Origin of the sequence: Bacteroides sp. MSB163, assembly GCF_036416795.1 — a bacterium.
GTDB lineage: Bacteria > Bacteroidota > Bacteroidia > Bacteroidales > Bacteroidaceae > Bacteroides > Bacteroides maternus.
This window is the reverse complement of the sequence record NZ_CP143867.1, coordinates 4,373,885-4,395,794: the sequence shown is the minus strand read 5'-3', so window position 1 is coordinate 4,395,794 and position 21,910 is coordinate 4,373,885. Positions and strand designations below refer to the sequence as shown.

Annotated in this window: 15 protein-coding genes, 2 tRNA genes and 3 rRNA genes; 8 read left to right on the top strand and 12 right to left on the bottom strand. The window is 46.6% G+C overall.

Annotated elements, in window-relative coordinates:
• Positions 1–120 precede the first annotated feature (120 nt).
• From VYM24_RS16850 to VYM24_RS16810, 9 genes are all read right to left on the bottom strand, one after another.
• Positions 121–1,875 (bottom strand): V-type ATP synthase subunit A, encoded by a 1,755-nt coding sequence (locus VYM24_RS16850; RefSeq protein ID WP_007213465.1) that lies wholly within the window; start codon positions 1,873–1,875, stop codon positions 121–123.
• Positions 1,876–1,893: 18 nt separating this feature from the next.
• A complete protein-coding gene (locus VYM24_RS16845; protein WP_227071089.1) occupies positions 1,894–2,736 on the bottom strand; it encodes a DUF2764 family protein in 843 nt (280 codons plus the stop codon).
• An 11-nt stretch (positions 2,737–2,747) separates the two neighbouring features.
• Positions 2,748–3,338, bottom strand: a complete 591-nt coding sequence (locus tag VYM24_RS16840; protein WP_227071090.1) for a hypothetical protein — start codon at positions 3,336–3,338, stop codon at positions 2,748–2,750.
• Between the two features lie 346 nt (positions 3,339–3,684).
• A 5S ribosomal RNA gene (gene rrf / locus VYM24_RS16835) occupies positions 3,685–3,794 on the bottom strand.
• Positions 3,795–3,863: 69 nt separating this feature from the next.
• Positions 3,864–6,746 (bottom strand): 23S ribosomal RNA (locus tag VYM24_RS16830).
• A gap of 100 nt (positions 6,747–6,846) precedes the next feature.
• Positions 6,847–6,920 (bottom strand) — tRNA-Ala (locus VYM24_RS16825).
• Between the two features lie 82 nt (positions 6,921–7,002).
• Positions 7,003–7,076 (bottom strand) — tRNA-Ile (locus tag VYM24_RS16820).
• A gap of 156 nt (positions 7,077–7,232) precedes the next feature.
• Positions 7,233–8,755, bottom strand: a 16S ribosomal RNA gene (locus tag VYM24_RS16815).
• Together the 16S, 23S and 5S rRNA genes with 2 tRNA genes alongside form the textbook arrangement of a ribosomal RNA operon.
• Positions 8,756–9,812: 1,057 nt before the next feature.
• Entirely contained in the window at positions 9,813–10,076 is a 264-nt protein-coding gene (locus tag VYM24_RS16810; RefSeq protein ID WP_330940454.1) for a hypothetical protein, read from the bottom strand.
• Positions 10,077–10,333: 257 nt separating this feature from the next.
• Between VYM24_RS16810 and VYM24_RS16805 the strand changes: the two genes are divergently transcribed.
• The 7 genes from VYM24_RS16805 to VYM24_RS16775 all read left to right on the top strand — a co-directional run bounded on the left by VYM24_RS16805 (position 10,334) and on the right by VYM24_RS16775 (position 17,572).
• On the top strand, positions 10,334–10,771 hold the full coding sequence (locus VYM24_RS16805; RefSeq protein ID WP_227071660.1) for a hypothetical protein: 438 nt from the start codon (positions 10,334–10,336) through the stop codon (positions 10,769–10,771).
• A 63-nt stretch (positions 10,772–10,834) separates the two neighbouring features.
• On the top strand, positions 10,835–13,093 hold the full coding sequence (bioA, locus tag VYM24_RS16800; protein WP_330940453.1) for an adenosylmethionine--8-amino-7-oxononanoate transaminase: 2,259 nt from the start codon (positions 10,835–10,837) through the stop codon (positions 13,091–13,093).
• Entirely contained in the window at positions 13,090–14,244 is a 1,155-nt protein-coding gene (locus tag VYM24_RS16795) for an 8-amino-7-oxononanoate synthase (protein ID WP_291548511.1), read from the top strand. The genes bioA and VYM24_RS16795 overlap by 4 nt, the downstream gene beginning before the upstream one ends.
• 12 nt (positions 14,245–14,256) lie before the next feature.
• The gene (locus VYM24_RS16790; RefSeq protein ID WP_291548510.1) at positions 14,257–14,955 is read left to right on the top strand and encodes a pimeloyl-ACP methyl esterase BioG family protein; all 699 of its coding nucleotides are present in this window, start codon (positions 14,257–14,259) and stop codon (positions 14,953–14,955) included.
• Positions 14,940–15,704: a malonyl-ACP O-methyltransferase BioC gene (gene bioC / locus VYM24_RS16785; protein WP_299094025.1), complete on the top strand. Its 765-nt coding sequence runs from the start codon at positions 14,940–14,942 to the stop codon at positions 15,702–15,704. The genes VYM24_RS16790 and bioC overlap by 16 nt, the downstream gene beginning before the upstream one ends.
• A gap of 5 nt (positions 15,705–15,709) precedes the next feature.
• Positions 15,710–16,351, top strand: a complete 642-nt coding sequence (bioD, locus tag VYM24_RS16780) for a dethiobiotin synthase (RefSeq protein ID WP_330940452.1) — start codon at positions 15,710–15,712, stop codon at positions 16,349–16,351.
• Positions 16,352–16,399: 48 nt separating this feature from the next.
• Positions 16,400–17,572, top strand: coding sequence for a glycosyltransferase (locus VYM24_RS16775; RefSeq protein ID WP_291548505.1), 1,173 nt, complete (start codon positions 16,400–16,402; stop codon positions 17,570–17,572).
• A gap of 21 nt (positions 17,573–17,593) precedes the next feature.
• Here the strand turns inward: VYM24_RS16775 and VYM24_RS16770 are convergent, their stop codons facing one another.
• Genes VYM24_RS16770 through VYM24_RS16760 form a run of 3 tightly spaced genes read right to left on the bottom strand, consistent with a single transcriptional unit; the run spans position 17,594 to position 20,459 of the window.
• Positions 17,594–18,838, bottom strand: a complete 1,245-nt coding sequence (locus tag VYM24_RS16770) for an ABC transporter permease (protein WP_330940451.1) — start codon at positions 18,836–18,838, stop codon at positions 17,594–17,596.
• A gap of 19 nt (positions 18,839–18,857) precedes the next feature.
• Complete coding sequence (locus VYM24_RS16765) at positions 18,858–19,226, bottom strand: four helix bundle protein (RefSeq protein ID WP_291548501.1); 369 nt, start codon at positions 19,224–19,226, stop codon at positions 18,858–18,860.
• A gap of 33 nt (positions 19,227–19,259) precedes the next feature.
• Positions 19,260–20,459 (bottom strand): pyridoxal phosphate-dependent aminotransferase, encoded by a 1,200-nt coding sequence (locus VYM24_RS16760; RefSeq protein ID WP_291548500.1) that lies wholly within the window; start codon positions 20,457–20,459, stop codon positions 19,260–19,262.
• A gap of 214 nt (positions 20,460–20,673) precedes the next feature.
• Here VYM24_RS16760 and VYM24_RS16755 point away from each other — a divergent pair, with 214 nt between their 5' ends.
• Positions 20,674–21,909 carry a fucose isomerase gene (locus VYM24_RS16755; protein ID WP_291548499.1) on the top strand — a complete coding sequence of 412 codons (1,236 nt, stop codon included), beginning with the start codon at positions 20,674–20,676 and terminating at the stop codon, positions 21,907–21,909.
• Position 21,910: the final 1 nt, after the last annotated feature.

The window sequence follows — 21,910 nt, the reverse complement described above, 5'->3', positions numbered from 1 at the left end:
AATTTACTATTTACTATTCAAATCTCTGCCATCCTATTTTACTATTTTACTATCTACAACCTCCATGCACCTGCATCCGCAAGGCAAATAGTAAATTGTAAATAGTCAAATAGTACATCCTTAGGCTTTACGTTCTTCAATCAGTTCCTGCAACTGTTTACGGAATCCTTCATATTCTTCTGATTTGAACTTCGAGTAGTTCATCTGCTTACAGATATTGATCATTTTCTTAAAATAATCCATTACTTCATTGAAGTTATCGAATTCAAACTCCGTATGACAGATATCAATAATCATGTTCAAGATATCTTCCTGGCGCTCCATCGGTGTTACAGCGTCAATTTCGTCGAAAGCATCCTGTTGCAGGATTACGAAGTCGATCAATTCTGATTTCCAGAATGTTACATGATATTCTACAGGTACACCGTCATCACCCAGGATATTGATCTGTTCGGCAATCTCCTTACCGCGTTGCAAGCGGTTTTTGATTTCATTCACCTTACCGATCCACTCGCCATTGATGTGAGTTTTGATATATTCCTCAAATTCAGGATATTCGATATATTTAGAATAAGAATCAATCGGATTCACAGCGGGATAACGCTTCTTGTCGGCACGATCCTGCTCAAGAGCGTAGAAACAGCGGGCTACCTTCTTCGTATTCTCCGTTACAGGCTCTTTCAAGTTACCACCGGCAGGAGACACCGTACCGATAAAGGTAATAGAACCCGTTTCGCCGTTACCCAGCACCACATATCCGGCACGTCCGTAGAAATTGGAGATGATAGAAGACAAGTCCATCGGGAATGCGTCAGGTCCAGGCAACTCTTCCATACGGTTGGACATCTCGCGCAAAGCCTGTGCCCAACGAGAAGTGGAATCAGCCATCAACAATACCTTCAGACCCATGCTGCGATAGTACTCTGCAATCGTCATAGCCGTATATACAGATGCTTCACGGGCAGCTACCGGCATGTTCGAAGTATTAGCAATAATGATTGTACGCTCCATCAACTTACGTCCGGTATGCGGGTCAACCAGTTCCGGGAATTCCGTAAAGATTTCCACAACCTCATTGGCACGTTCACCACAGGCAGCAATGATTACGATATCCGCCTCCGCCTGCTTTGAAATGGCGTGCTGAAGCACTGTTTTTCCCGTACCGAACGGGCCGGGAATAAATCCCGTACCACCTTCTACGATAGGATTCACGGTATCAATGACACGTACACCCGTTTCCAACAGTTTGAAAGGACGCGGCTTTTCTTTATAATTCGTCATGGCGCGTTTCACCGGCCATTTCTGTATCATGTTCACATGGATGTCGTTCCCTTCTTCGTCAGTCAGTACAGCTACGATATCTTCGATGCTGTACTCACCTTCGTCTACGATGGATTTCACGGTACATACGCCCTTTTGAGTGAAAGGCACCATGATTTTCAGGGGTTGGAAGTTTTCATCCACTTGTCCCAGCCAGGCAGCGGCTTCCACTTTATCACCTACTTTCACCAGAGGCATAAAGTGCCATCTGCTTCCTTTGTCCAGCGGATAGGTATATTGTCCGCGTTTCAGGAAGACTCCATCCATCTTATCGAGGTCATTTTGCAGACCATCATAGTTTTTCGAAAGCATACCCGGGCCTAATGTCACCTCAAGCATGTGTCCGGTAAATTCGGCTTCAGCCCCTACTTTCAGTCCGCGGGTGCTCTCAAACACCTGCACGTACACATGGGTACCTACCACCTTAATCACCTCCGCCATCAGTCGGTCACCGCCGGTCGAGATGTAGCAAATCTCGTTCTGTGCCACCGGGCCGTCAACGACGAGGGTTACCATGTTGGCGATAACGCCACTAACAGTTCCTTTTGTTGCCATATAATTATGTTATTTATTTTATCTGAATTCTGCGGGAATCTGCACTTCATCCTTCAGCGTTGCTATGATGCTGCGGAACAACTGATTACCCTTTTCCTTATCCAAAGAAATCCACCGTTCTATCATTTCCAGTTGCAGCAGAAAAACGAACAGACGCTCTACGGTGAAATAGTTAAAGAAGGTAGCTTCTTCCATCCAATTCCAACGTAACTGGTCAATTTTCTTTTCCCGTTCCACTAACTCTTCGGTTTCACTGATCTTCACTAACTGATCCAAGAAGTCCACCTCTCCCGTCAGCCCGAAATCACGGGCACCGGATGTACGCAAAGCCTCGCACACTTCCGTATCTCCCACTATCAGCGGAGCGATATCCATCTTGAATTTCCGGGCAGTCAGCGCCACCAGCACATTGTTCATTATCAGATTGAATTCAAACCAAGAAGACACGAACTTATTCCTGCACTTCATTGCATACGCATAGTAAAGCGCAGCCAGACGGTCTTCATACAGAAAATCATCCTCGGCAGGAGTATTGAAATATTCTGAAATAAAAGTGGAGAGATAGGAAGGAAATACGGCATCAGCCACCTCGTCACCATCTTTGAGCAACGAGATAAACTCAGCCAATTCTTCTGCGGAATAATTTCCACGAGGATCAATGGCGGCGTCCTTATCCTTTAGCAATTTCAGAACGTTCGCATTGTCAAACTTCAAATAAAACAGATCAATCAACCGTTTATCTTCGTCAGACAAATTCGGATACAGTTCCGCTTTGAAATCAGCTACCGTATAGCTCAGTTTGCTATCCTCCAAAGTGAGTTCGGGCAAACCGGCTACCAAGTAGTAATAGTATTTACTCATATCCTGTGGTTTTAGAACAGCATTTCCACTAATTGCGGACGCAGGAATTCTTTGAAGTAATTCATAAATTCTTCTTCACCGAAGTTTACTTTGTATGAACCATCGGCAGGCGAAACGGTGAACAACGTCTTATTACCATTTACCTGTTCTATTTGCACACCTTTATCCAGCAACGCTTTTGCTTGTGCGGCGAAATATTTCTTCAGACCATCGGCATCGGCGGTAGAGATCACAATAGGCTCGTTCACACTCCATTTGGAAGCCAATGCAACTATGAAGGCATTCAAATAATCCTTATCAGCAGCAAATGTTTTCACATCCGCATTGACAATCTTATCCGTTACAAGTGTAGCGATTTCAGACTTCAGTGCATTCACTGCCTGGCCGGCGAATAATTTCAATTCCGACTTGGTATTTTCTGCCAGTTCATCGGCAGACTTACGAGAGGCAGCCACGATTGCTTCAGCTTCTTTACGAGCGTCTTCCACAATTTTCTTGGCTTCATCTTGAGCGTTAGCGATAAGTTTCTGGGCCTCAATGTTACCTTTTTCGACCCCCTCGCGGTAAATCTTATCAGTCAACTCTTGAATTTTGTTTTCCATATACACAGGAGTAATTTTAATAATTATATAATTGCGATTTTTTCCCTTTTTATTAGATTCGAGTCCAAAAGTACTAAAATCCCTCAGAAAAAAAGGAGAAAGAATGGAATAAAAATGTCCTCTTTTTCAAAAAAAGCCTTTTTATACCATTTTTATTCCGTAAAGATAAGGATGAAGTTGCAAACTAAAAAGAAAAAGCTTGCTGAAAAAGGAAAATAGGGTTTTCAAAGAGGAAAAAAGGAGAGTCAATTCATCGGCTACCCCACCTACCACAATGCCAAAGAAATATTATACCTATAAACACAAAAAGCCTCCATATCATTTCGATATGGAGGCTTTCCTTCAAAAACGGCGACTACCTACTCTCCCACTTGACGCAGTACCATCGGCGTGACCAGGCTTAACTTCTCTGTTCGGAATGGGAAGAGGTGGAACCCTGATGCTATAGTCACCTGAAATAAGTTAGACACGATGTAAAAAGCAAAGTTAGAAAACTGAACGTATATATCCGCCATACAAGGCAAGGACCAAAAGTCAACGGGCAATTAGTAATGCTCGGCTATGATGTTACCACCTGTACACCTGCATCCTATCAACGTTGTAGTCTTCAACGACCCTAAGAAATCTAATCTTGTGGCTGGCTTCGTACTTAGATGCTTTCAGCACTTATCCAATCCCGACTTAGATACCCAGCAATGCACCTGGCGGCACAACTGGTAAACCAGAGGTCAGTCCAACACGGTCCTCTCGTACTAGTGTCAGAGCCACGCAAATTTCATACGCCCACGATAGATAGAGACCGAACTGTCTCACGACGTTCTGAACCCAGCTCGCGTGCCACTTTAATGGGCGAACAGCCCAACCCTTGGGACCTTCTCCAGCCCCAGGATGTGACGAGCCGACATCGAGGTGCCAAACCCCTCCGTCGATATGAGCTCTTGGGAGGGATCAGCCTGTTATCCCCGGAGTACCTTTTATCCTTTGAGCGATGTCCTTTCCATACAGAAACACCGGATCACTATGCTCTAGTTTCCTACCTGATCGACTTGTGAGTCTCCCAGTCAAGCGCCCTTATGCCATTACACTCTGCCGACGGTTACCAATCGTCGTGAGGGCACCTTTAGAAGCCTCCGTTACGTTTTTGGAGGCGACCACCCCAGTCAAACTACCCACCAAACAGTGTCCTCGCAGCGCGAGTTAGAACTCAAATAACCAAAGGGCCGTATTTCAACAGCGGCTCCACAAATACTGGCGTACCTGTTTCAAAGCCTCCGGCCTATCCTACACATCAATTACCCAAATTCAATGTTAAGCTATAGTAAAGGTTCACGGGGTCTTTTCGTCCCATCGCGGGTAATCGGCATCTTCACCGATACTACAATTTCACTGAGCTCACGGTTGAGACAGTGTCCAGATCATTACACCATTCGTGCAGGTCGGAACTTACCCGACAAGGAATTTCGCTACCTTAGGACCGTTATAGTTACGGCCGCCGTTTACTGGGGCTTCAATTCAATGCTTCTCTTGCGATGACATCTCCTCTTAACCTTCCAGCACCGGGCAGGTGTCAGGCTGTATACTTCATCTTTCAATTTGGCACAGCCCTGTGTTTTTGTTAAACAGTTGCCTGGACCGATTCTCTGCGCCCCGCCTCGCAGCGGGGACCCTTTATCCCGAAGTTACAGGGTCAATTTGCCTAGTTCCTTAACCGTGAATCACTCAAGCGCCTTAGTATATTCAACCCGACTACGTGTGTCCGTTTGCGGTACGGGTACCTTAAAGATTAAGTTTAGCGGATTTTCTTGGGAGTATGTTTACATGCGCTATTGGATTGTTCCGAAGAACGCTCCATACTATCAGGTTCGACTCTCGGAGCGGATTTGCCTACCCCGATCAACATCTACACCCTTCAACGGACTATTCCGTCAGTCCGCGGCACTGTCACGCCTCCGTCTCCACGTCACTCCTTAAGGTAGTACAGGAATATTAACCTGTTCTGCCATCGGCCTCACCGTTCGGCTGAGCCTTAGGACCCGACTAACCCTGATCCGATTAGCGTTGATCAGGAAACCTTAGTCTTTCGGCGAGGGGGTTTCTCACCCCCTTTATCGTTACTTATACCTACATTTGCTTTTCCACACGCTCCAGCAAAGCTCACGCTTCACCTTCAACGCGGAGTGGAATGCTCCCCTACCGATGTATAAACATCCCATAGCTTCGGTAAATTGCTTATGCCCGATTATTATCCACGCCAAACTCCTCGACTAGTGAGCTGTTACGCACTCTTTAAATGAATGGCTGCTTCCAAGCCAACATCCTAGCTGTCTTAGCAATCTGACTTCGTTAGATCAACTTAGCAATTATTTCGGGACCTTAGCTGATGGTCCGGATTGTTCTCCTTTAGGACATGGACCTTAGCACCCATGCCCTCACTCCTGATATAGAACTAATACGCATTCGGAGTTTGTCAAGACTTGATAGGCGGCGAAGCCCTCGCATCTTATCAGTCGCTCTACCTCATATTAGTATAAATCAAGGCTGCACCTAAATGCATTTCGGGGAGTACGAGCTATCTCCAAGTTTGATTAGCCTTTCACCCCCACCCTCAGCTCATCCGGAAGCTTTTCAACGCTTATCGGTTCGGTCCTCCAGACAGTGTTACCTGTCCTTCAACCTGGCCAAGGGTAGATCACTTGGTTTCGCGTCTACTCCTTCCGACTATCCGCCCTATTAAGACTCGCTTTCGCTTCGGCTGCAGATCTCAAGATCCTTAACCTTGCCGGAAAAAGTAACTCGTAGGTTCATTATGCAAAAGGCACGCCGTCACAGCTAAAAGCTGCTCCGACCGCTTGTAGGCGCATGGTTTCAGGGACTATTTCACTCTTCTGTTCGAAGTGCTTTTCACCTTTCCTTCACAGTACTGGTTCGCTATCGGTCTCTCGGGAGTATTTAGCCTTACCGGATGGTCCCGGCAGATTCACGCAAGATTCCTCGTGTCCCGCGCTACTCAGGATACCACTAGGGTTAAGTTAGCTTAGTATACCGGGTTATCACCGTCTATGACTGAACTTTCCAGATCATTCTACTCACTAACTGTCGTCCCACGACGTGGTCCTACAACCCCATACATGCCGTAACACATATGGTTTGGGCTGTTCCCCGTTCGCTCGCCACTACTAGGGGAATCATTATTTATTTTCTATTCCTACAGGTACTAAGATGTTTCAGTTCCCTGCGTTCGCCTCCATCATTAGATGGATAATATCTCTTCAAGATATTGGGTTGTCCCATTCGGAAATCCGCGGATCAAAGGTTATTTGCACCTACCCGCGGCTTATCGCAGCTTATCACGTCCTTCATCGCCTCCGAGAGCCAAGGCATCCGCCATGCGCCCTTACTTACTTTTAGTCTTACCTAGCCGTATGGCTCGATATATACTTTCAGCTTGTTATAACTTTACTTTTTTTTGTACATCATGTCAAAGATCGATTACCTAGAAAAGGTAGAGTGGAGAATAACGGATTCGAACCGTTGACCCCCTGCGTGCAAAGCAGGTGCTCTAGCCAGCTGAGCTAATCCCCCCCTTTTAATTACGAATTACTAAATAACAACTACAAGTCCGAACGGAGTAATTTTTATTCATAATTTGTAATTACTTAAAGAGTAGTCCCAGGCAGAGTTGAACTGCCGACCTCTACATTATCAGTGTAGCGCTCTAACCAACTGAGCTATAGGACTGTCAGTCAAACCCTCGCCTTGCGGCTCGGCTTCTTCTTTCTCTTATATTATATAAACAACTACGCGTAGTCCAAGAGGTTCTAATGGAAGTATCACAAAAGAACCAACCTCTAATATTTGTTTCAATCGTTTAATTGAATTTGAGCGCCGCTCCAGAAAGGAGGTGTTCCAGCCGCACCTTCCGGTACGGCTACCTTGTTACGACTTAGCCCCAATTACCAGTTTTACCCTAGGCCGCTCCTTACGGTTACGGACTTCAGGTACCCCCGGCTTTCATGGCTTGACGGGCGGTGTGTACAAGGCCCGGGAACGTATTCACCGCGCCGTGGCTGATGCGCGATTACTAGCGAATCCAGCTTCATGGAGTCGGGTTGCAGACTCCAATCCGAACTGAGAGAGGCTTTTGGGATTAGCATCACATCGCTGTGTAGCTGCCTTCTGTACCCCCCATTGTAACACGTGTGTAGCCCCGGACGTAAGGGCCGTGCTGATTTGACGTCATCCCCACCTTCCTCACATCTTACGACGGCAGTCTCTCTAGAGTCCTCAGCATGACCTGTTAGTAACTAAAGATAAGGGTTGCGCTCGTTATGGCACTTAAGCCGACACCTCACGGCACGAGCTGACGACAACCATGCAGCACCTTCACAACTGCCCGAAGGAAGATCTGTTTCCAAATCCGTCAGTTGCAATTTAAGCCCGGGTAAGGTTCCTCGCGTATCATCGAATTAAACCACATGTTCCTCCGCTTGTGCGGGCCCCCGTCAATTCCTTTGAGTTTCACCGTTGCCGGCGTACTCCCCAGGTGGAATACTTAATGCTTTCGCTTGGCCGCTTGCATTATATCGCAAACAGCGAGTATTCATCGTTTACTGTGTGGACTACCAGGGTATCTAATCCTGTTTGATACCCACACTTTCGAGCATCAGCGTCAGTTACAGTCCAGTAAGCTGCCTTCGCAATCGGAGTTCTTCGTGATATCTAAGCATTTCACCGCTACACCACGAATTCCGCCTACCTCTACTGCACTCAAGAAACCCAGTATCAACTGCAATTTTACGGTTGAGCCGCAAACTTTCACAACTGACTTAAGCTTCCGCCTACGCTCCCTTTAAACCCAATAAATCCGGATAACGCTCGGATCCTCCGTATTACCGCGGCTGCTGGCACGGAGTTAGCCGATCCTTATTCGTATGGTACATACAAAACAGTATACATACTGCACTTTATTCCCATATAAAAGAAGTTTACAACCCATAGGGCAGTCATCCTTCACGCTACTTGGCTGGTTCAGACTCTCGTCCATTGACCAATATTCCTCACTGCTGCCTCCCGTAGGAGTTTGGACCGTGTCTCAGTTCCAATGTGGGGGACCTTCCTCTCAGAACCCCTATCCATCGATGTCTTGGTGGGCCGTTACCCCGCCAACAAACTAATGGAACGCATCCCCATCGGTTATCGAAATTCTTTAATAACAAGAAGATGCCTTCTCGTTATACTATCCGGTATTAATCTTTCTTTCGAAAGGCTATCCCAGAATAACCGGTAGGTTGGATACGTGTTACTCACCCGTGCGCCGGTCGCCATCAGTCTATTGCTAGACCATGCTGCCCCTCGACTTGCATGTGTTAAGCCTGTAGCTAGCGTTCATCCTGAGCCAGGATCAAACTCTTCATTGTAAAAGTATTGTTATTACTAGTAAGAATACTAGTGATTTTGCTCTGTTCAGGACGCTCGGTTTATTAAAAGTCTTCAAATTACCTATATATATAAGTTACTTGACGGTTCTTTTTTTTATACCCAGAATGTACGCTTGGTTATTAATTATTCATTACTAACCATTGTAGCATTCTGCTCTTGTACTACTTGTATTGTTTATGTAAATTCTTCAAAGATCGCTTCTTTTCAAAACTGCTTTTCTTTTCAGAAAGCGGATGCAAAGGTAAGAACTTTTAAGCATATCTTCCAAATAATTTCAGAAGTTTTTTTTCTTTTTTCTTTTTCTCGTCGTCTCTCTTTGCGAAAGGGAGATAAAAGAGGAAAGAGAAAGGAGTTCTTAGCAACACCGGTTTCCTAATCAGCAAGTCAATTATCGATTGCCTTCGTTTGGAAAGCGGGCGCAAAGGTAAGAACTTTATCACATATCTTCCAAATGTTTCCGGAAGTTTTTTTTCTTTTTTCTTTTAAAATGCTGTATTCTTGGTTGGAATTAAGCCCAAAGAAAAGAAAAACGGTGGAGTTCCTACGCCGTTTCTGTCAGAATGTCAATTGCAAGGCTTACCGTCTCTTGGAAAGCGGATGCAAAAGTAGGGCATATTACGATTCAATCCAAATATATCTATCACTTTTTCACCATATTTCTGAAACAATTTCGTAAATGGCTGATTGATAAGGATGTTGTAGAACATAATTCTGAAAGAAAGGATGAAAGAAGGGGAAGAGGATACATTATTATATATACGTGCGCGAAATGTGCGCGTGAACAGAGGCGGGAAAAAGCACAGGGAGAACCTTAAAGCTGAGGATTGGAGGTATAAAGCTAAGGTTTGAGAACCTAGAGCTGAGGTTTAGCGAGGTAAAGTTGAGATTCATTTTTGCGGAGTTGAGGTATGGTTTTGTAATGATGAAGTTGGTACACTTGGTACAGAGGTTCACCGGCTCCTTTTCCTCACACACACGTGCGCGTATAATTAAGGTGTGAATCCCCACCACTCAGCCACCACCACCGATCATTCCTCACCGCTTATCCGACTTTGTATAAGTTCCATTTCCATCTGCGCTTTCCAACAGACCGTATTTCGCAAGTGCTTCAGCCAAATGGAAGCGGAGGTAATGGCGAGATCCCATAGGGCTTGAATTCCTTCTTCTGCTCCTCGGTGAGGCGAAGCGTGAAAGCTCCGCCCATGACAGCGGATTACTGTCATTTGCCACATTTTCCTCTTGAGCGTCCACCTTACGCGCGTGTGTGAGACGAAAGAAGGGCTGTACCAAGTGTACCAACGTCGGATGGAATTTCGGCTTGATCTTTTATACCGCACAGTTCGGCCAGATGGAAGGCGGTACTTATATGCACATCGTTGTGTCAGGTTGTCAGCGCATTACTGAATAACAAGGAAACAGAAACGTGGGAAAACTATTTTTTATTCATGCGATCATAGGCCTTCAATCGTTATAAAGAGAAAAATATTTTTGTTACATTTGCAGCCGATTAACAAGAATAATACCGAAAAACGGCATTGAACCGATCCGGAAACACCATGAGGAAAAGACAACTCAATAGAACGACCCTGCGCTTCAGGAAATGGAGCCGGAAAGCCTATGCTGCATTTGCCAGCCTGGGACGTTGCGTCACTATCGGTTGTCTGCCCAAAAGTGTGGCGGACTCTTCGCTCTCCAAACAAAAGTCCGGAACATCAGCCAGCTGCAAAAGCGACAGGCAGAGTCTGGAAAATACAGACAACGGAAAAGGACAGGAAACTGACATAGGCACACCGTTGGGAAACGAGAACGGATTGGGAACAAAGCTCGAAATCTTTGATTTCAGAGGATTGACACCTGTTTTATGCCCGGTTACAATCGGTCCTAAAGGGAAACAGTATGTAAACACCTCCTATCTCAGAACAAGACAGGGGTTGAATATAAACACCATTATAAAAAAGCGTGGAACACATGTGACGCGAATCGTGCAAATCTGAAAACAGCATTTGCATGATTCGCGTCATATGTATTTTGTATGCTCATAAAAACAACGTAAGAATATGACAGTAGAAGAATTGAAAAACAAAGTACTGCAAGATGTCCCCATCACACAGGCAGAAGCGGAATGGCTGGCCACACAGCCGGATAAGGAAGCCCTCTATGAAGCGGCACATGAGATCACCGCCGCACGGGCATCGCAGGAGTTCGATATGTGCTCCATCATCAATGCAAAGTCCGGCCGCTGCCCCGAAAACTGTAAATGGTGCGCACAATCATCACACTATAAGACGAAAGCGGATGTTTACGATCTGGTGGATAAGGATGAGTGCCTGCGCCATGCACTGCACAACGAATCACAGGGCGTAGTCCGTTTCTCATTGGTGACCAGCGGGCGGAAGCCTTCGGGGAAAAACATGGAGAAGCTGTGTGAAGCCGCCCGATATATGAGACGGAAAAGTTCCATCCAACTCTGCGCTTCGCTGGGACTGCTAAATGAAGACGAACTGCGTGCCTTGCATACGGCAGGCGTGACGCGCTACCACTGCAATCTGGAAACCGCCCCAAGCTACTTCCCTACCCTGTGCAGCACACATACACAGGAAGAAAAACTACAAACCCTGGCAGCCGCCCGTCGCGTAGGAATGGATATTTGTTGCGGCGGCATCATCGGCATGGGCGAAACAGCCGGACAGCGGATTGAATTCGCTTTTACACTGAGAGATCTGGAAGTGCCCTCTATGCCGCTGAACCTGTTGCAGCCCATTCCGGGAACACCGTTGGAAAGCCAGCCCCAGCTGACCGAGGAAGAAGTGCTGACCACCATCGCCCTGTTCCGCTTCATCAACCCCACAGCCTACCTGCGCTTTGCGGGCGGACGTTCTCAACTGACAAAGGAAGCCGTGAAAAAATCCTTGTACATAGGTGTGAACTCCGCCATCGTGGGAGATTTGCTCACGACCCTCGGATCAAAAGTATCTGAAGACAAAGCACTGATAGAAGATGCAGGCTACCGCTTCAGTGACTCACAATTCGACAGGGAACATTTGTGGCATCCTTACACATCGACCACCAACCCCTTACCGGTGTATAAGGTGAAACGGGGAGACGGGGCAACCATCACACTGGAAAACGGGCAGGTGCTCATAGAAGGTATGTCATCCTGGTGGTGCATGGTGCACGGATACAACAATCCGGTGCTGAATCAAGCTCTCCGGGAACAGACGGAAAAGATGTCACACGTCATGTTCGGCGGACTGACGCATGATCCGGCGGTAGAACTGGGCAAACTGCTGTTGCCACTGGTGCCGCCATCCATGCAAAAGATATTTTATGCCGACTCCGGTTCGGTAGCTGTGGAAGTAGCCATGAAAATGGCTGTACAGTATTGGTATGCCAAGAGTCAATCGGCTCCCGGACGGGCACATCTAGCAAAGAAAAGTAATTTCGTAACCATCCGTCGCGGGTATCACGGAGATACCTGGAACGCAATGTCCGTATGCGATCCGGTGACCGGAATGCACTCCCTGTTCGGCTCGGCATTGCCGGTGCGGTATTTCACTTCCCGTCCGCAATCGCGCTTTGATGGCGACTGGGATGCCGACGACGCGCTGGAACTGCTGGATATTGTGGAAAAGCATCACGAGGAATTGGCTGCACTGATTCTGGAACCCATCGTTCAGGGTGCCGGCGGCATGTGGTTCTATCATCCGCAATTCTTGCGTGAAGCTGCCAGAATATGCAAGGAATATGACATTCTGCTGATCTTTGACGAGATAGCCACCGGATTCGGGCGCACAGGCAAGATGTTTGCCTGGGAATATGCAGGTGTGGAACCGGACATCATGTGCATAGGCAAAGCGCTGACGGGCGGATACATGACGTTGTCCGCCGTGCTGACCACAAACGAAGTGGCGGATTCAATTTCCAATCATGCACCGGGAGCTTTCATGCACGGTCCCACATTTATGGGAAATCCGCTGGCATGTGCAGTGGCATGCGCCTCCATACGCCTGCTGACGTCACCCGAATACAATTGGCAGGGAAAAGTGAGCCGCATTGAAGAACAGTTGTGGCGTGAACTGAAACCCGCGCTGGCACTTCCACAAGTGGCAGATGTGAGGGTGTTGGGCGCCATCGGTGTGATTGAAGTACAAGACCCGGTAAACATGGCGTGGATGCAAAAACGATTCGTGGAGGAAGGAATTTGGGTGCGCCCCTTCGGCAAGCTGGTTTACATTATGCCACCGTTCATCATAGAGCCGGAGCAGTTGACAAAGCTGACAAGCGGGTTATTGAAGATTATAGGAGAAATGGAATGAATGTGACAGATCAAATGCAACAGGAGCTGCAAGGACTGAAAGAGCGCAGCAATCTGCGAACCCTGCCCGCCCTGATCCATGAAGGACGGGAGGTTATCGCAAGCGGACAGCGTATGCTGAATCTTTCCTCGAATGATTACTTGGGGCTAGCTGCCGACCGTACCTTGCGGGAAGAGTTTCTGCAAGAACTGACAGCCGACAGTTTTCTGCCCACCTCTTCCTCATCGCGCCTGCTGACCGGCAACTTCACCGTCTACGCGGAACTGGAACAGACGCTTGCACAACTGTTCGGAACGGAGGCGGCACTGGTATTCAACAGCGGTTATCATGCCAATACTGGTATCCTGCCTGCCGTGAGCGATACGCAAACACTGATATTGGCGGATAAGCTGGTACACGCAAGCCTGATTGACGGCATCCGGCTTTCATCAGCCAAATGTATCCGCTACCGGCACAATGACCTAAAACAATTGGAACGGTTGCTCGCCGAGAATCATGCTGCATACAGACAGGTGATTGTCGTCACCGAAAGTATTTTCAGCATGGACGGAGATACTGCCGATCTGAAAGAACTGGTACGGCTAAAACAGATGTACGAAAATGTATTGCTCTACGTGGACGAAGCGCACGCTTTCGGAGCACGGGGCGAACAAGGACTGGGCTGCGCTGAAGAAACCGGATGCATCCGGGAGATTGATTTTCTGGTAGGCACTTTTGGCAAAGCAGCCGCATCAGCCGGAGCATACATTGTTTGCCGACGCACCATCCGGGAGTATCTGGTGAACAGAATGCGAACACTTATTTTTACAACGGCACTTCCTCCGGTAAATATCGCATGGACTTTGTTTATCGTCCGCCGATTGGGTGGTTTCAGGAAGCGAAGGATACATTTGGAAAATATCAGCAATATTCTTCGCGTAGCTCTGAAAGAAAAGGGATATGAGTGTCCGAGTGCCAGTTATATAGTGCCTATGATTGTAGGGAAAAGTTCAGAGAGTATTTTGAAGGCTGAAGAGTTGCAACGGCATGGCTTTTATGCCTTGCCTGTACGACCACCTACAGTGCCGGAAGGAACATCGCGTATCCGCTTTTCGCTGACGGCGGAAATAAGGGAAGAAGAAGTCAGAAAGCTGGTAAAATATATTAAATAATAATACAGAATTATGAAACAAGTTCATATCATAAAAGACAGGCATCCCCGACTATTATTATTCTTTGCCGGATGGGGAGCTGACGAAACACCGTTCAAAGATTATCAACCTGCGGACAGTGACTACATGCTCTGCTATGATTACCGGACGCTGGAGTTTGACGCATCCTTGCTGAAAAGATACCGTGAGATCAACGTCATCGGATGGTCAATGGGAGTATGGGCGGCAACTCAGGTAATGGGTAAATTGCAGGAAACGGATACAGCTCTCGTCATTAAAAACAGTATAGCCATCAATGGAACCCCCTATCCTATTGATGATACATGCGGTATTCCGACTGCAATCTATCACGGAACCCTGGAAGGTTTGACCGGTCCTTCCCTACATAAGTTTTTAAGAAGAATGTGCTTCAACGGGGAGGCTTTCAAAGAGTTCCTGAACATTACGCCCAAGCGACCGCTAGAGGAACTGAAAGAGGAACTGGTGGAAATAGAACGTATGTATCTCTCACTACCCGCTGCTTCGTTCTATTGGCAACAAGCGGTAGTGGGAAACAACGACCGCATCATTCCTCCCGATAATCAATTGAATGCCTGGCAAAAAGAAGAAGAGAATAACCGGAAAAGCATACGGGTGCATTACACGGAAGATGCCCATTATCAAGTAGAACTGTTCCGATACTATTTGCAGGAAATATGGACAAAAGACTGATTGCGGAACGATTTGCCCGTGCACGGGATACTTACTCGCGCGAAGCCCGCGTACAGCAACAGGTAGCCGAGAAAATGCTGCAACTGCTGACGGAGCGCGCTTCTCCGATCTTTCGCCGTATCGTGGAGTTCGGATGTGGTACCGGCAGCTATTCCAGGTTATTGCTGCACAGGTTGCAACCGGAAAGCCTGCTGCTGAATGATCTATGTCCGGAAATGAAAGAATGCCTCGCCGATTTGCTTCCGCAAGATGCCGTGCAGTTCATTCACGGAGATGCCGAAACACTGGACTTCCCCGAAAAGACGGATTTAATCACTTCCTGCTCTACCTTGCAATGGTTCAATGATCCGGAGGAATTCTTCGCCCGCTGTCATCGTTTCCTGTCGGAAGACGGTTATCTGGCTTTCAGTACCTTCGGTGCTGAAAATATGCGCGAAATCCGCACACTCACAGGACATGGACTTGATTATCTGCCCATAGAAGCGCTGAAAGAACTCCTTGCCCCTCATTTTGAGACTGTGTATGCTGAAGAGGAAATAGTCTCCCTCCCCTTCAGCACCCCACTCCAGGTGTTGCAACATCTGAAGGAAACCGGAGTGACAGGAACGGAAAAGAAAGTATGGACACGGGGACGGTTACAGACTTTCTGCAACAGTTATACCGGACAGTTCAGACGGAAAGACGGAAACGTCACTCTGACGTATCATCCTATTTATATCGTTACACGAAAAAAAAGTATTAAGCATTAAAAGATATGGAAAAGAATGTGTATTTTATCAGCGGTATCGATACAGATGCCGGAAAATCTTATTGTACAGCCTATCATGCCTGTCAACTGATTGGCAGCGGTAAACGTGTTATCACGCAGAAATTCATCCAGACAGGTAACGTCGGCTATTCCGAGGATATAGACCTGCACCGCCGTCTCATGGACATCGGCATGACGGAGGAAGACCGTGAGGGATTGACCATGCCTGAGATATTCTCTTATCCCTGCTCCCCTCATCTGGCTGCACGCATCGACAACCGCCCGATTGACTTCGGAAAGATAGAACGTGCCACGCAAGAACTTGCCCGACGCTACGATGTGGTGCTTGTGGAAGGTGCAGGCGGATTAATGGTTCCGCTTACCGAGGATTACCTGACGATTGATTACATTACAGAAAAACAATATCCGTTGATATTCGTGACTTCCGGCAAACTGGGAAGTATCAACCATACATTGCTCAGCTTCGAGGCAATCCGAAGTAGAGGAATACAACTGGATACGGTGCTGTATAATCTCTATCCTACCGTAGAAGATACTACAATACAAGAAGATACGATGCAGTATATCCACCGGTATCTGGATAAGTATTTCCCGGAAAGCAAGTTTGTGGTGGTACCTGTCGTATAATCATATTTTTTGTGTACATTTGCAACACAAAAAACGTCATACGACCACATGGAAGCATTAACATTCAATACTACAGAACAAGCATTACTTGCCGCTGTCGGTATCCTTTTCCTGATTCAACTCCTTTATTACTTTTGTCTTTATAATCGTATACATGCCCGTAGCCGTGCCGTAAAGCGAAGTGACATACATTTTTCACAGGAGTTGCCTCCTTTATCGGTCATCATCTATGCCCGCGAGGAAGTGGAAAACCTGCGCCGTAATCTGCCTACTGTGCTGAAACAGGATTACCCGCAATTCGAAGTGATCGTCATCAATGATGGCAACACGGATGAAAGCGAAGATTACCTGACCCTGCAAGGGGAAAAGTACCCGAACCTGTATCATAGCTTCGTTCCGAGTTCTTCACGCTACATCAGCCGTAAGAAGCTGGCTATAACTCTCGGAATAAAGGCAAGTAAATATGACTGGCTTGTGTTTACCGATGCAAACTGTCTGCCCGAAAGCAACCAGTGGCTGCGCACCATGGCACGTAACTTTACCTCCCGTGCACAAATCGTACTGGGATACAGCGGATACGAACGTGGGAAAGGCTGGCTTCACAAACGGGTATCTTTTGATAATCTATTTACTTCCATGCGCTATCTGGGCTATGCACTGGCGGGAAAGCCTTATATGGGCATCGGACGCAACATGGCATATCGGAAAGAGTTATTCTATGCCCAGAAAGGGTTCTCAGCACACCTGAACCTGCAACGCGGAGATGATGATTTATTCATCAACAAGACAGCTACAGCCGAGAATACGAGGATAGAGACCGATGCCAATGCAGTGGTACGCGTGCAACCCGTTTACCGTGCCAAGGACTGGCGGGAAGAGAAAATCAGCTATATGGGTACAGCACACTTCTACCGGGGTATCCAACGCTATTTATCGGGCTTTGAAACTACTACACGGTTACTATTTCATACAGCATGGATAGCCGCCCTGGTGATTGGAATACTGAATTTTCACTGGTTGGCAGCCGGCATTGCATTTCTGATATTCTCCTTGCGATACACCCTGCAAGCGCTGATTATCAATAAGACGGCAAAGGATCTCGGAGAGAAACGACGTTACATCTTTACCCTTCCGGTATTCGATATTTTGCAGCCGATGCAATCACTCCGCTGGAAGCTTTATTGCCAATTCAGAAAGAGAAGTGATTTCTTAAGAAGATGACTATTTTCCAATGCCACATTTCTATTCGTATCTCATAGAATTGGCAGGATGGATGCGTGTAATCAGGAAAGAAGGTCCTAAAAGCATAAAAACGGATGCCAGCAAAGTACCAATATTCAGTAATAAGAACAACAGGATACTGAAAGATACAGGAACAGTATCCATATAATACGTTTCAGGATCAAGCTTGAAGATTCCAAACCACTTTTGCAGGAAATAGAATGCCAGTCCGATGGCATTACCCCATAGCATACCTTTTCCGATAAGAAAAACTGAGAGCCAAAGGAATACCTTTCGTATGGTGGTGTTATTAGCGCCAAGAGACTTCAGTATGCCGATCATGGAAGTACGTTCGATGATGATAATCAATAAACCGGACACCATGGTAAAACCCGCTACACCTGTCATCAATATCAATATTACCCAGATATTCACATCCAGAATACTGAGCCAGGAAAATATCTGAGGATTCAGTTCCTCGACGTTGCGCACACAATAGTCTTCTCCGTACTTATCCTCTATTCCATTCAGGTCGGCAGCAATCTGATAGGTGATCTCTTCAAGACGATCATAATCTCGTACCTGCAATTCTGCACCGCTCACTTGCCCCGGTTCCCAGTTGTTGAGGCGGTTTACAAGATATAAATCGGTAAGGAGAAAAAGGTTATCGTATTCCGAGAAGTTAGTCTGATAGATTCCTACAATCTGCAAACGGCGAGCACGAATATCATCCTGGATATAATAGGTATCTATCTTATCTCCGAGTTTCAACCTCAGCTTTGTAGCCAGTGCCTTAGAAATGACTACCCGATTGGAAGAAGCCGTATCACTAAACTGCGGTAACTCCCCTTCCACCAGATGTTCACGGAAAAAGGCAGGATCAAACTCTGGTCCTATCCCCTTCAGAACCATGCCTTGAAAATCCTCGGCAGTCTTTACCATACCCGGTTTGGTAGAATAGCGCTGCACATGCTTCACCTCAGGATATTCGGATAGGACGGAGATGACACTGTCATTCACCACCACAGGACGCGTCTCATAGGAACGCGCAGCATCCGAATTCGTTATCTGAATGTCCGCACCAAAACCTATTACTTTACCACGCACTTCGTTCTTGAACCCAACAATCACCGACACCGTGATAATCATCACCGCCAGACCGATAGCAACACCTATCAGGGCAATGAGCACGGCAGGACGGGAAACTTGCTTTCCGGCATCGCTGTCGCGATAAATACGTCGGGCTAAAAACAAGGAAAGGGTCATATTTTTTAAGTATTAAGTATTAAGTATTAGGTATTTGGGGGTGGTTTTTGAGGGACAGAAGGGTGGAGGTCAGAAGTTTCTGCATTTCTATACAATCCTCATTAATAGAACAGAATTCATCCTCCTTCATGTAGTTTGTATTATATAGCAATTCTAACCAAAAGCCTGTTTCGGAACATTCTTTTTGGGATATAAAGTATTTATGTATAAAATCAGCATGAGATTCCGCATATATAGCTTCACTAATATTGGCTCCTATAGAGGTACCACTACGCAGAAGTTGTTTGGATATAACATATTCTTGTTTTACATCCCGTAAATACTTATACAAGTTTACAATACGAATAGCCAACAACATAGATTTAGCCTTTAACAAGTTCTCCTTCATCCCCCCTAATACTTAATACCTAATACTTAACACCTATTCCGTTCTTCCCGGATATGTCTCCAATGCCTTTGAAAGCACAAAAAGCGCACGGGTCAGGTCTTCCTTCTTCAGCACATAGGCTATACGCACTTCATTCCGACCGGAACCGGGAGTGGTATAGAAGCCGGAAGCTGGTGCCATGAATACGGTTTGTCCCTCATACTCAAAGTCGGAAAGGCACCAGGCACAGAATTTATCAGAGTCGTCCACCGGAAGTTTCGCCACTGTATAGAATGCTCCCATAGGAATAGGCGAATACACACCAGGGATACGGTTCAGTCCGTCTATCAGGCACTTACGACGTTCTACATATTCATCATACGTATCGCGCAGGTAATCCTCATCGGCATCCAGAGAAGCTTCGGCAGCAATCTGACCAATCAACGGAGGGCTGAGACGTGCCTGGCAGAACTTCATTACGGCACTGCGGATTTCCGCATTCTTCGTAATCAAAGCACCGATACGGATACCACACTCCGAGTAGCGCTTGGATACGGAGTCAATCAACACCACATTGTCTTCGATACCTTCCAGATGGCAGGCAGAGATATAAGGAGAACCCGTATAAATAAACTCACGATACACCTCATCGGAGAAGAGGAACAAATCGTATTTCTTCACCAGGTCACGTATCTGGTTCATTTCGCGACGGGTATAAAGATAACCTGTAGGATTATTAGGATTACAGATCAGGATAGCCCTGGTGCGCTCATTAATCAATTCTTCAAACTTTTCTACTTTAGGGAGCGAAAAGCCTTCTTCTATCGTAGTGGCAATGGTGCGTATTTTGGCACCGGCAGAGATAGCAAACGCCATATAGTTAGCGTAAGCCGGTTCGGGAACAATAATCTCGTCACCCGGATTGAGGCACGCCAGGAAGGAGAACAATACCGCCTCCGAACCACCGGACGTAATGATGATATCGTCTGCCGTCAGTTTGATGTTGAACTTATCATAATAGCCCACCAGTTTTTCACGGTAGCTGCGATATCCTGCACTGGGACTATATTCCAGAACTTTCCGGTCGATATTGCGTATTGCATCAATCGCGACTTGCGGTGTGGGCAAATCGGGTTGTCCGATGTTCAAGTGGAATACGTGCACTCCCCTTTGCTTGGCTGCGTCAGCCAGAGGAGCCAGTTTTCTGATAGGAGACGCGGGCATCTCCGTTCCGCGAATAGATATTGCTGGCATGTCTAAGTTTTTACAATTTGACAAATAAATGTTAACGATTGATGATACACTTCCATATATATGCAATCGAAGGTGCAAAAGTAACACTTTATTTGAAATGACGGGGAAGCATTGGCAAAAAAGTTTAAAAACACTAGCTATGACTTAAAAGATAGTGATGAATTCAAAAGAAATTGTACCTTTGAGTGTCAAATCGTAAATCATATACAATGCCATGGTATTAAACCTGATAACATTTGCATCGTTGCTTCATAAACAAGCATCCATTCTCGGCTCACACGAACTTATATTAAACGAACTGGAGAAATATTTCACTGTAAATATTGTAGAATATCAAAACATAAACAAACTCACTAAAGACGATTTCAGCCTGCTTTTCATTGCTACCGGCGGTGTAGAACGGTTGGTTATCCAGCACTTCGAGTCTCTGCCCCGCCCTGCAATCTTACTGGCAGACGGTATGCAAAACTCACTGGCCGCCGCTCTCGAAATCTCATCCTGGCTACGTGGCCGGGGTATGAAAAGTGAAATCCTCCACGGAGAACTACCCGAAATCATCAAACGTATCTTCGTACTCCACAGTAACTTCAAAGCCCAACGGGCACTTTCCGGATCGCGTATCGGCGTAATAGGCTCCCCCTCTTCCTGGCTTGTTGCCAGCAATGTAGATTACCTTCTCTCCAAACGGCGCTGGGGAATTGAATACACCGACATATCCTTGGAACGCGTTTACGAGTATTACAATCAGATCACAGATGATGAAGTGGGCGAAGCCTGCGCTGCTTTTGCCGGTAAAGCGCTTGCCTGCCGCGAAGCTACACCGGAGGATCTGATAAAAGCCATGCGTCTGTATCGCGCCATTAAACGGATTGTGGAAGAAGAAAAACTGAGCGCACTCACTCTGAGTTGCTTCAAGCTCATAGAACAAACCGGAACCACCGGATGCCTCGCTCTCTCCCTATTGAACGATAACGGTATCATTGCCGGATGCGAAGGTGACCTGCAATCTGTCTTTACCCAACTTGCCGTAAAAGTGCTGACCGGCAAGGCTTCGTTCATGGCAAACCCTTCCATGATCAATGCACGTACCAACGAAATCGTACTTGCTCACTGCACCGTAGGTATTGCACAAACCGAACAATACATTATCCGCAGCCATTTTGAAACTGAAATGGGCATCGGCATTCAAGGAATCCTGCCTACAGGCCAGGTGACACTGGTAAAATGTGGCGGAGAATGCCTAGACGAGTATTACCTGAGTACAGGCACCTTGACCGAGAACACCAACTACATCAATATGTGCCGCACACAGGTACGTATAAAAATGGACACACCGGCAGAGTATTTCCTCAAAAATCCATTGGGAAACCACCATACCCTGATACAGGGGAATTACGAAATACTGCTGGATGAATTCCTGCAAGCGAACGGATGCAAAAGAGTTGAATAAT

Excerpts from the sequence above, each read along its gene's own strand:
- VYM24_RS16850 (WP_007213465.1), bottom strand. The coding sequence starts at position 1,875 with ATGGCAACAAAAGGAACTGTTAGTGGCGTTATCGCCAACATGGTAACC.
- VYM24_RS16845 (WP_227071089.1), bottom strand. The coding sequence starts at position 2,736 with ATGAGTAAATACTATTACTACTTGGTAGCCGGTTTGCCCGAACTCACT.
- VYM24_RS16840 (WP_227071090.1), bottom strand. The coding sequence starts at position 3,338 with ATGGAAAACAAAATTCAAGAGTTGACTGATAAGATTTACCGCGAGGGG.
- VYM24_RS16805 (WP_227071660.1), top strand. The coding sequence starts at position 10,334 with ATGAGGAAAAGACAACTCAATAGAACGACCCTGCGCTTCAGGAAATGG.
- bioA (WP_330940453.1), top strand. The coding sequence starts at position 10,835 with ATGACAGTAGAAGAATTGAAAAACAAAGTACTGCAAGATGTCCCCATC.
- VYM24_RS16795 (WP_291548511.1), top strand. The coding sequence starts at position 13,090 with ATGAATGTGACAGATCAAATGCAACAGGAGCTGCAAGGACTGAAAGAG.
- VYM24_RS16790 (WP_291548510.1), top strand. The coding sequence starts at position 14,257 with ATGAAACAAGTTCATATCATAAAAGACAGGCATCCCCGACTATTATTA.
- bioC (WP_299094025.1), top strand. The coding sequence starts at position 14,940 with ATGGACAAAAGACTGATTGCGGAACGATTTGCCCGTGCACGGGATACT.
- bioD (WP_330940452.1), top strand. The coding sequence starts at position 15,710 with ATGGAAAAGAATGTGTATTTTATCAGCGGTATCGATACAGATGCCGGA.
- VYM24_RS16775 (WP_291548505.1), top strand. The coding sequence starts at position 16,400 with ATGGAAGCATTAACATTCAATACTACAGAACAAGCATTACTTGCCGCT.
- VYM24_RS16770 (WP_330940451.1), bottom strand. The coding sequence starts at position 18,838 with ATGACCCTTTCCTTGTTTTTAGCCCGACGTATTTATCGCGACAGCGAT.
- VYM24_RS16765 (WP_291548501.1), bottom strand. The coding sequence starts at position 19,226 with ATGAAGGAGAACTTGTTAAAGGCTAAATCTATGTTGTTGGCTATTCGT.
- VYM24_RS16760 (WP_291548500.1), bottom strand. The coding sequence starts at position 20,459 with ATGCCAGCAATATCTATTCGCGGAACGGAGATGCCCGCGTCTCCTATC.
- VYM24_RS16755 (WP_291548499.1), top strand. The coding sequence starts at position 20,674 with ATGGTATTAAACCTGATAACATTTGCATCGTTGCTTCATAAACAAGCA.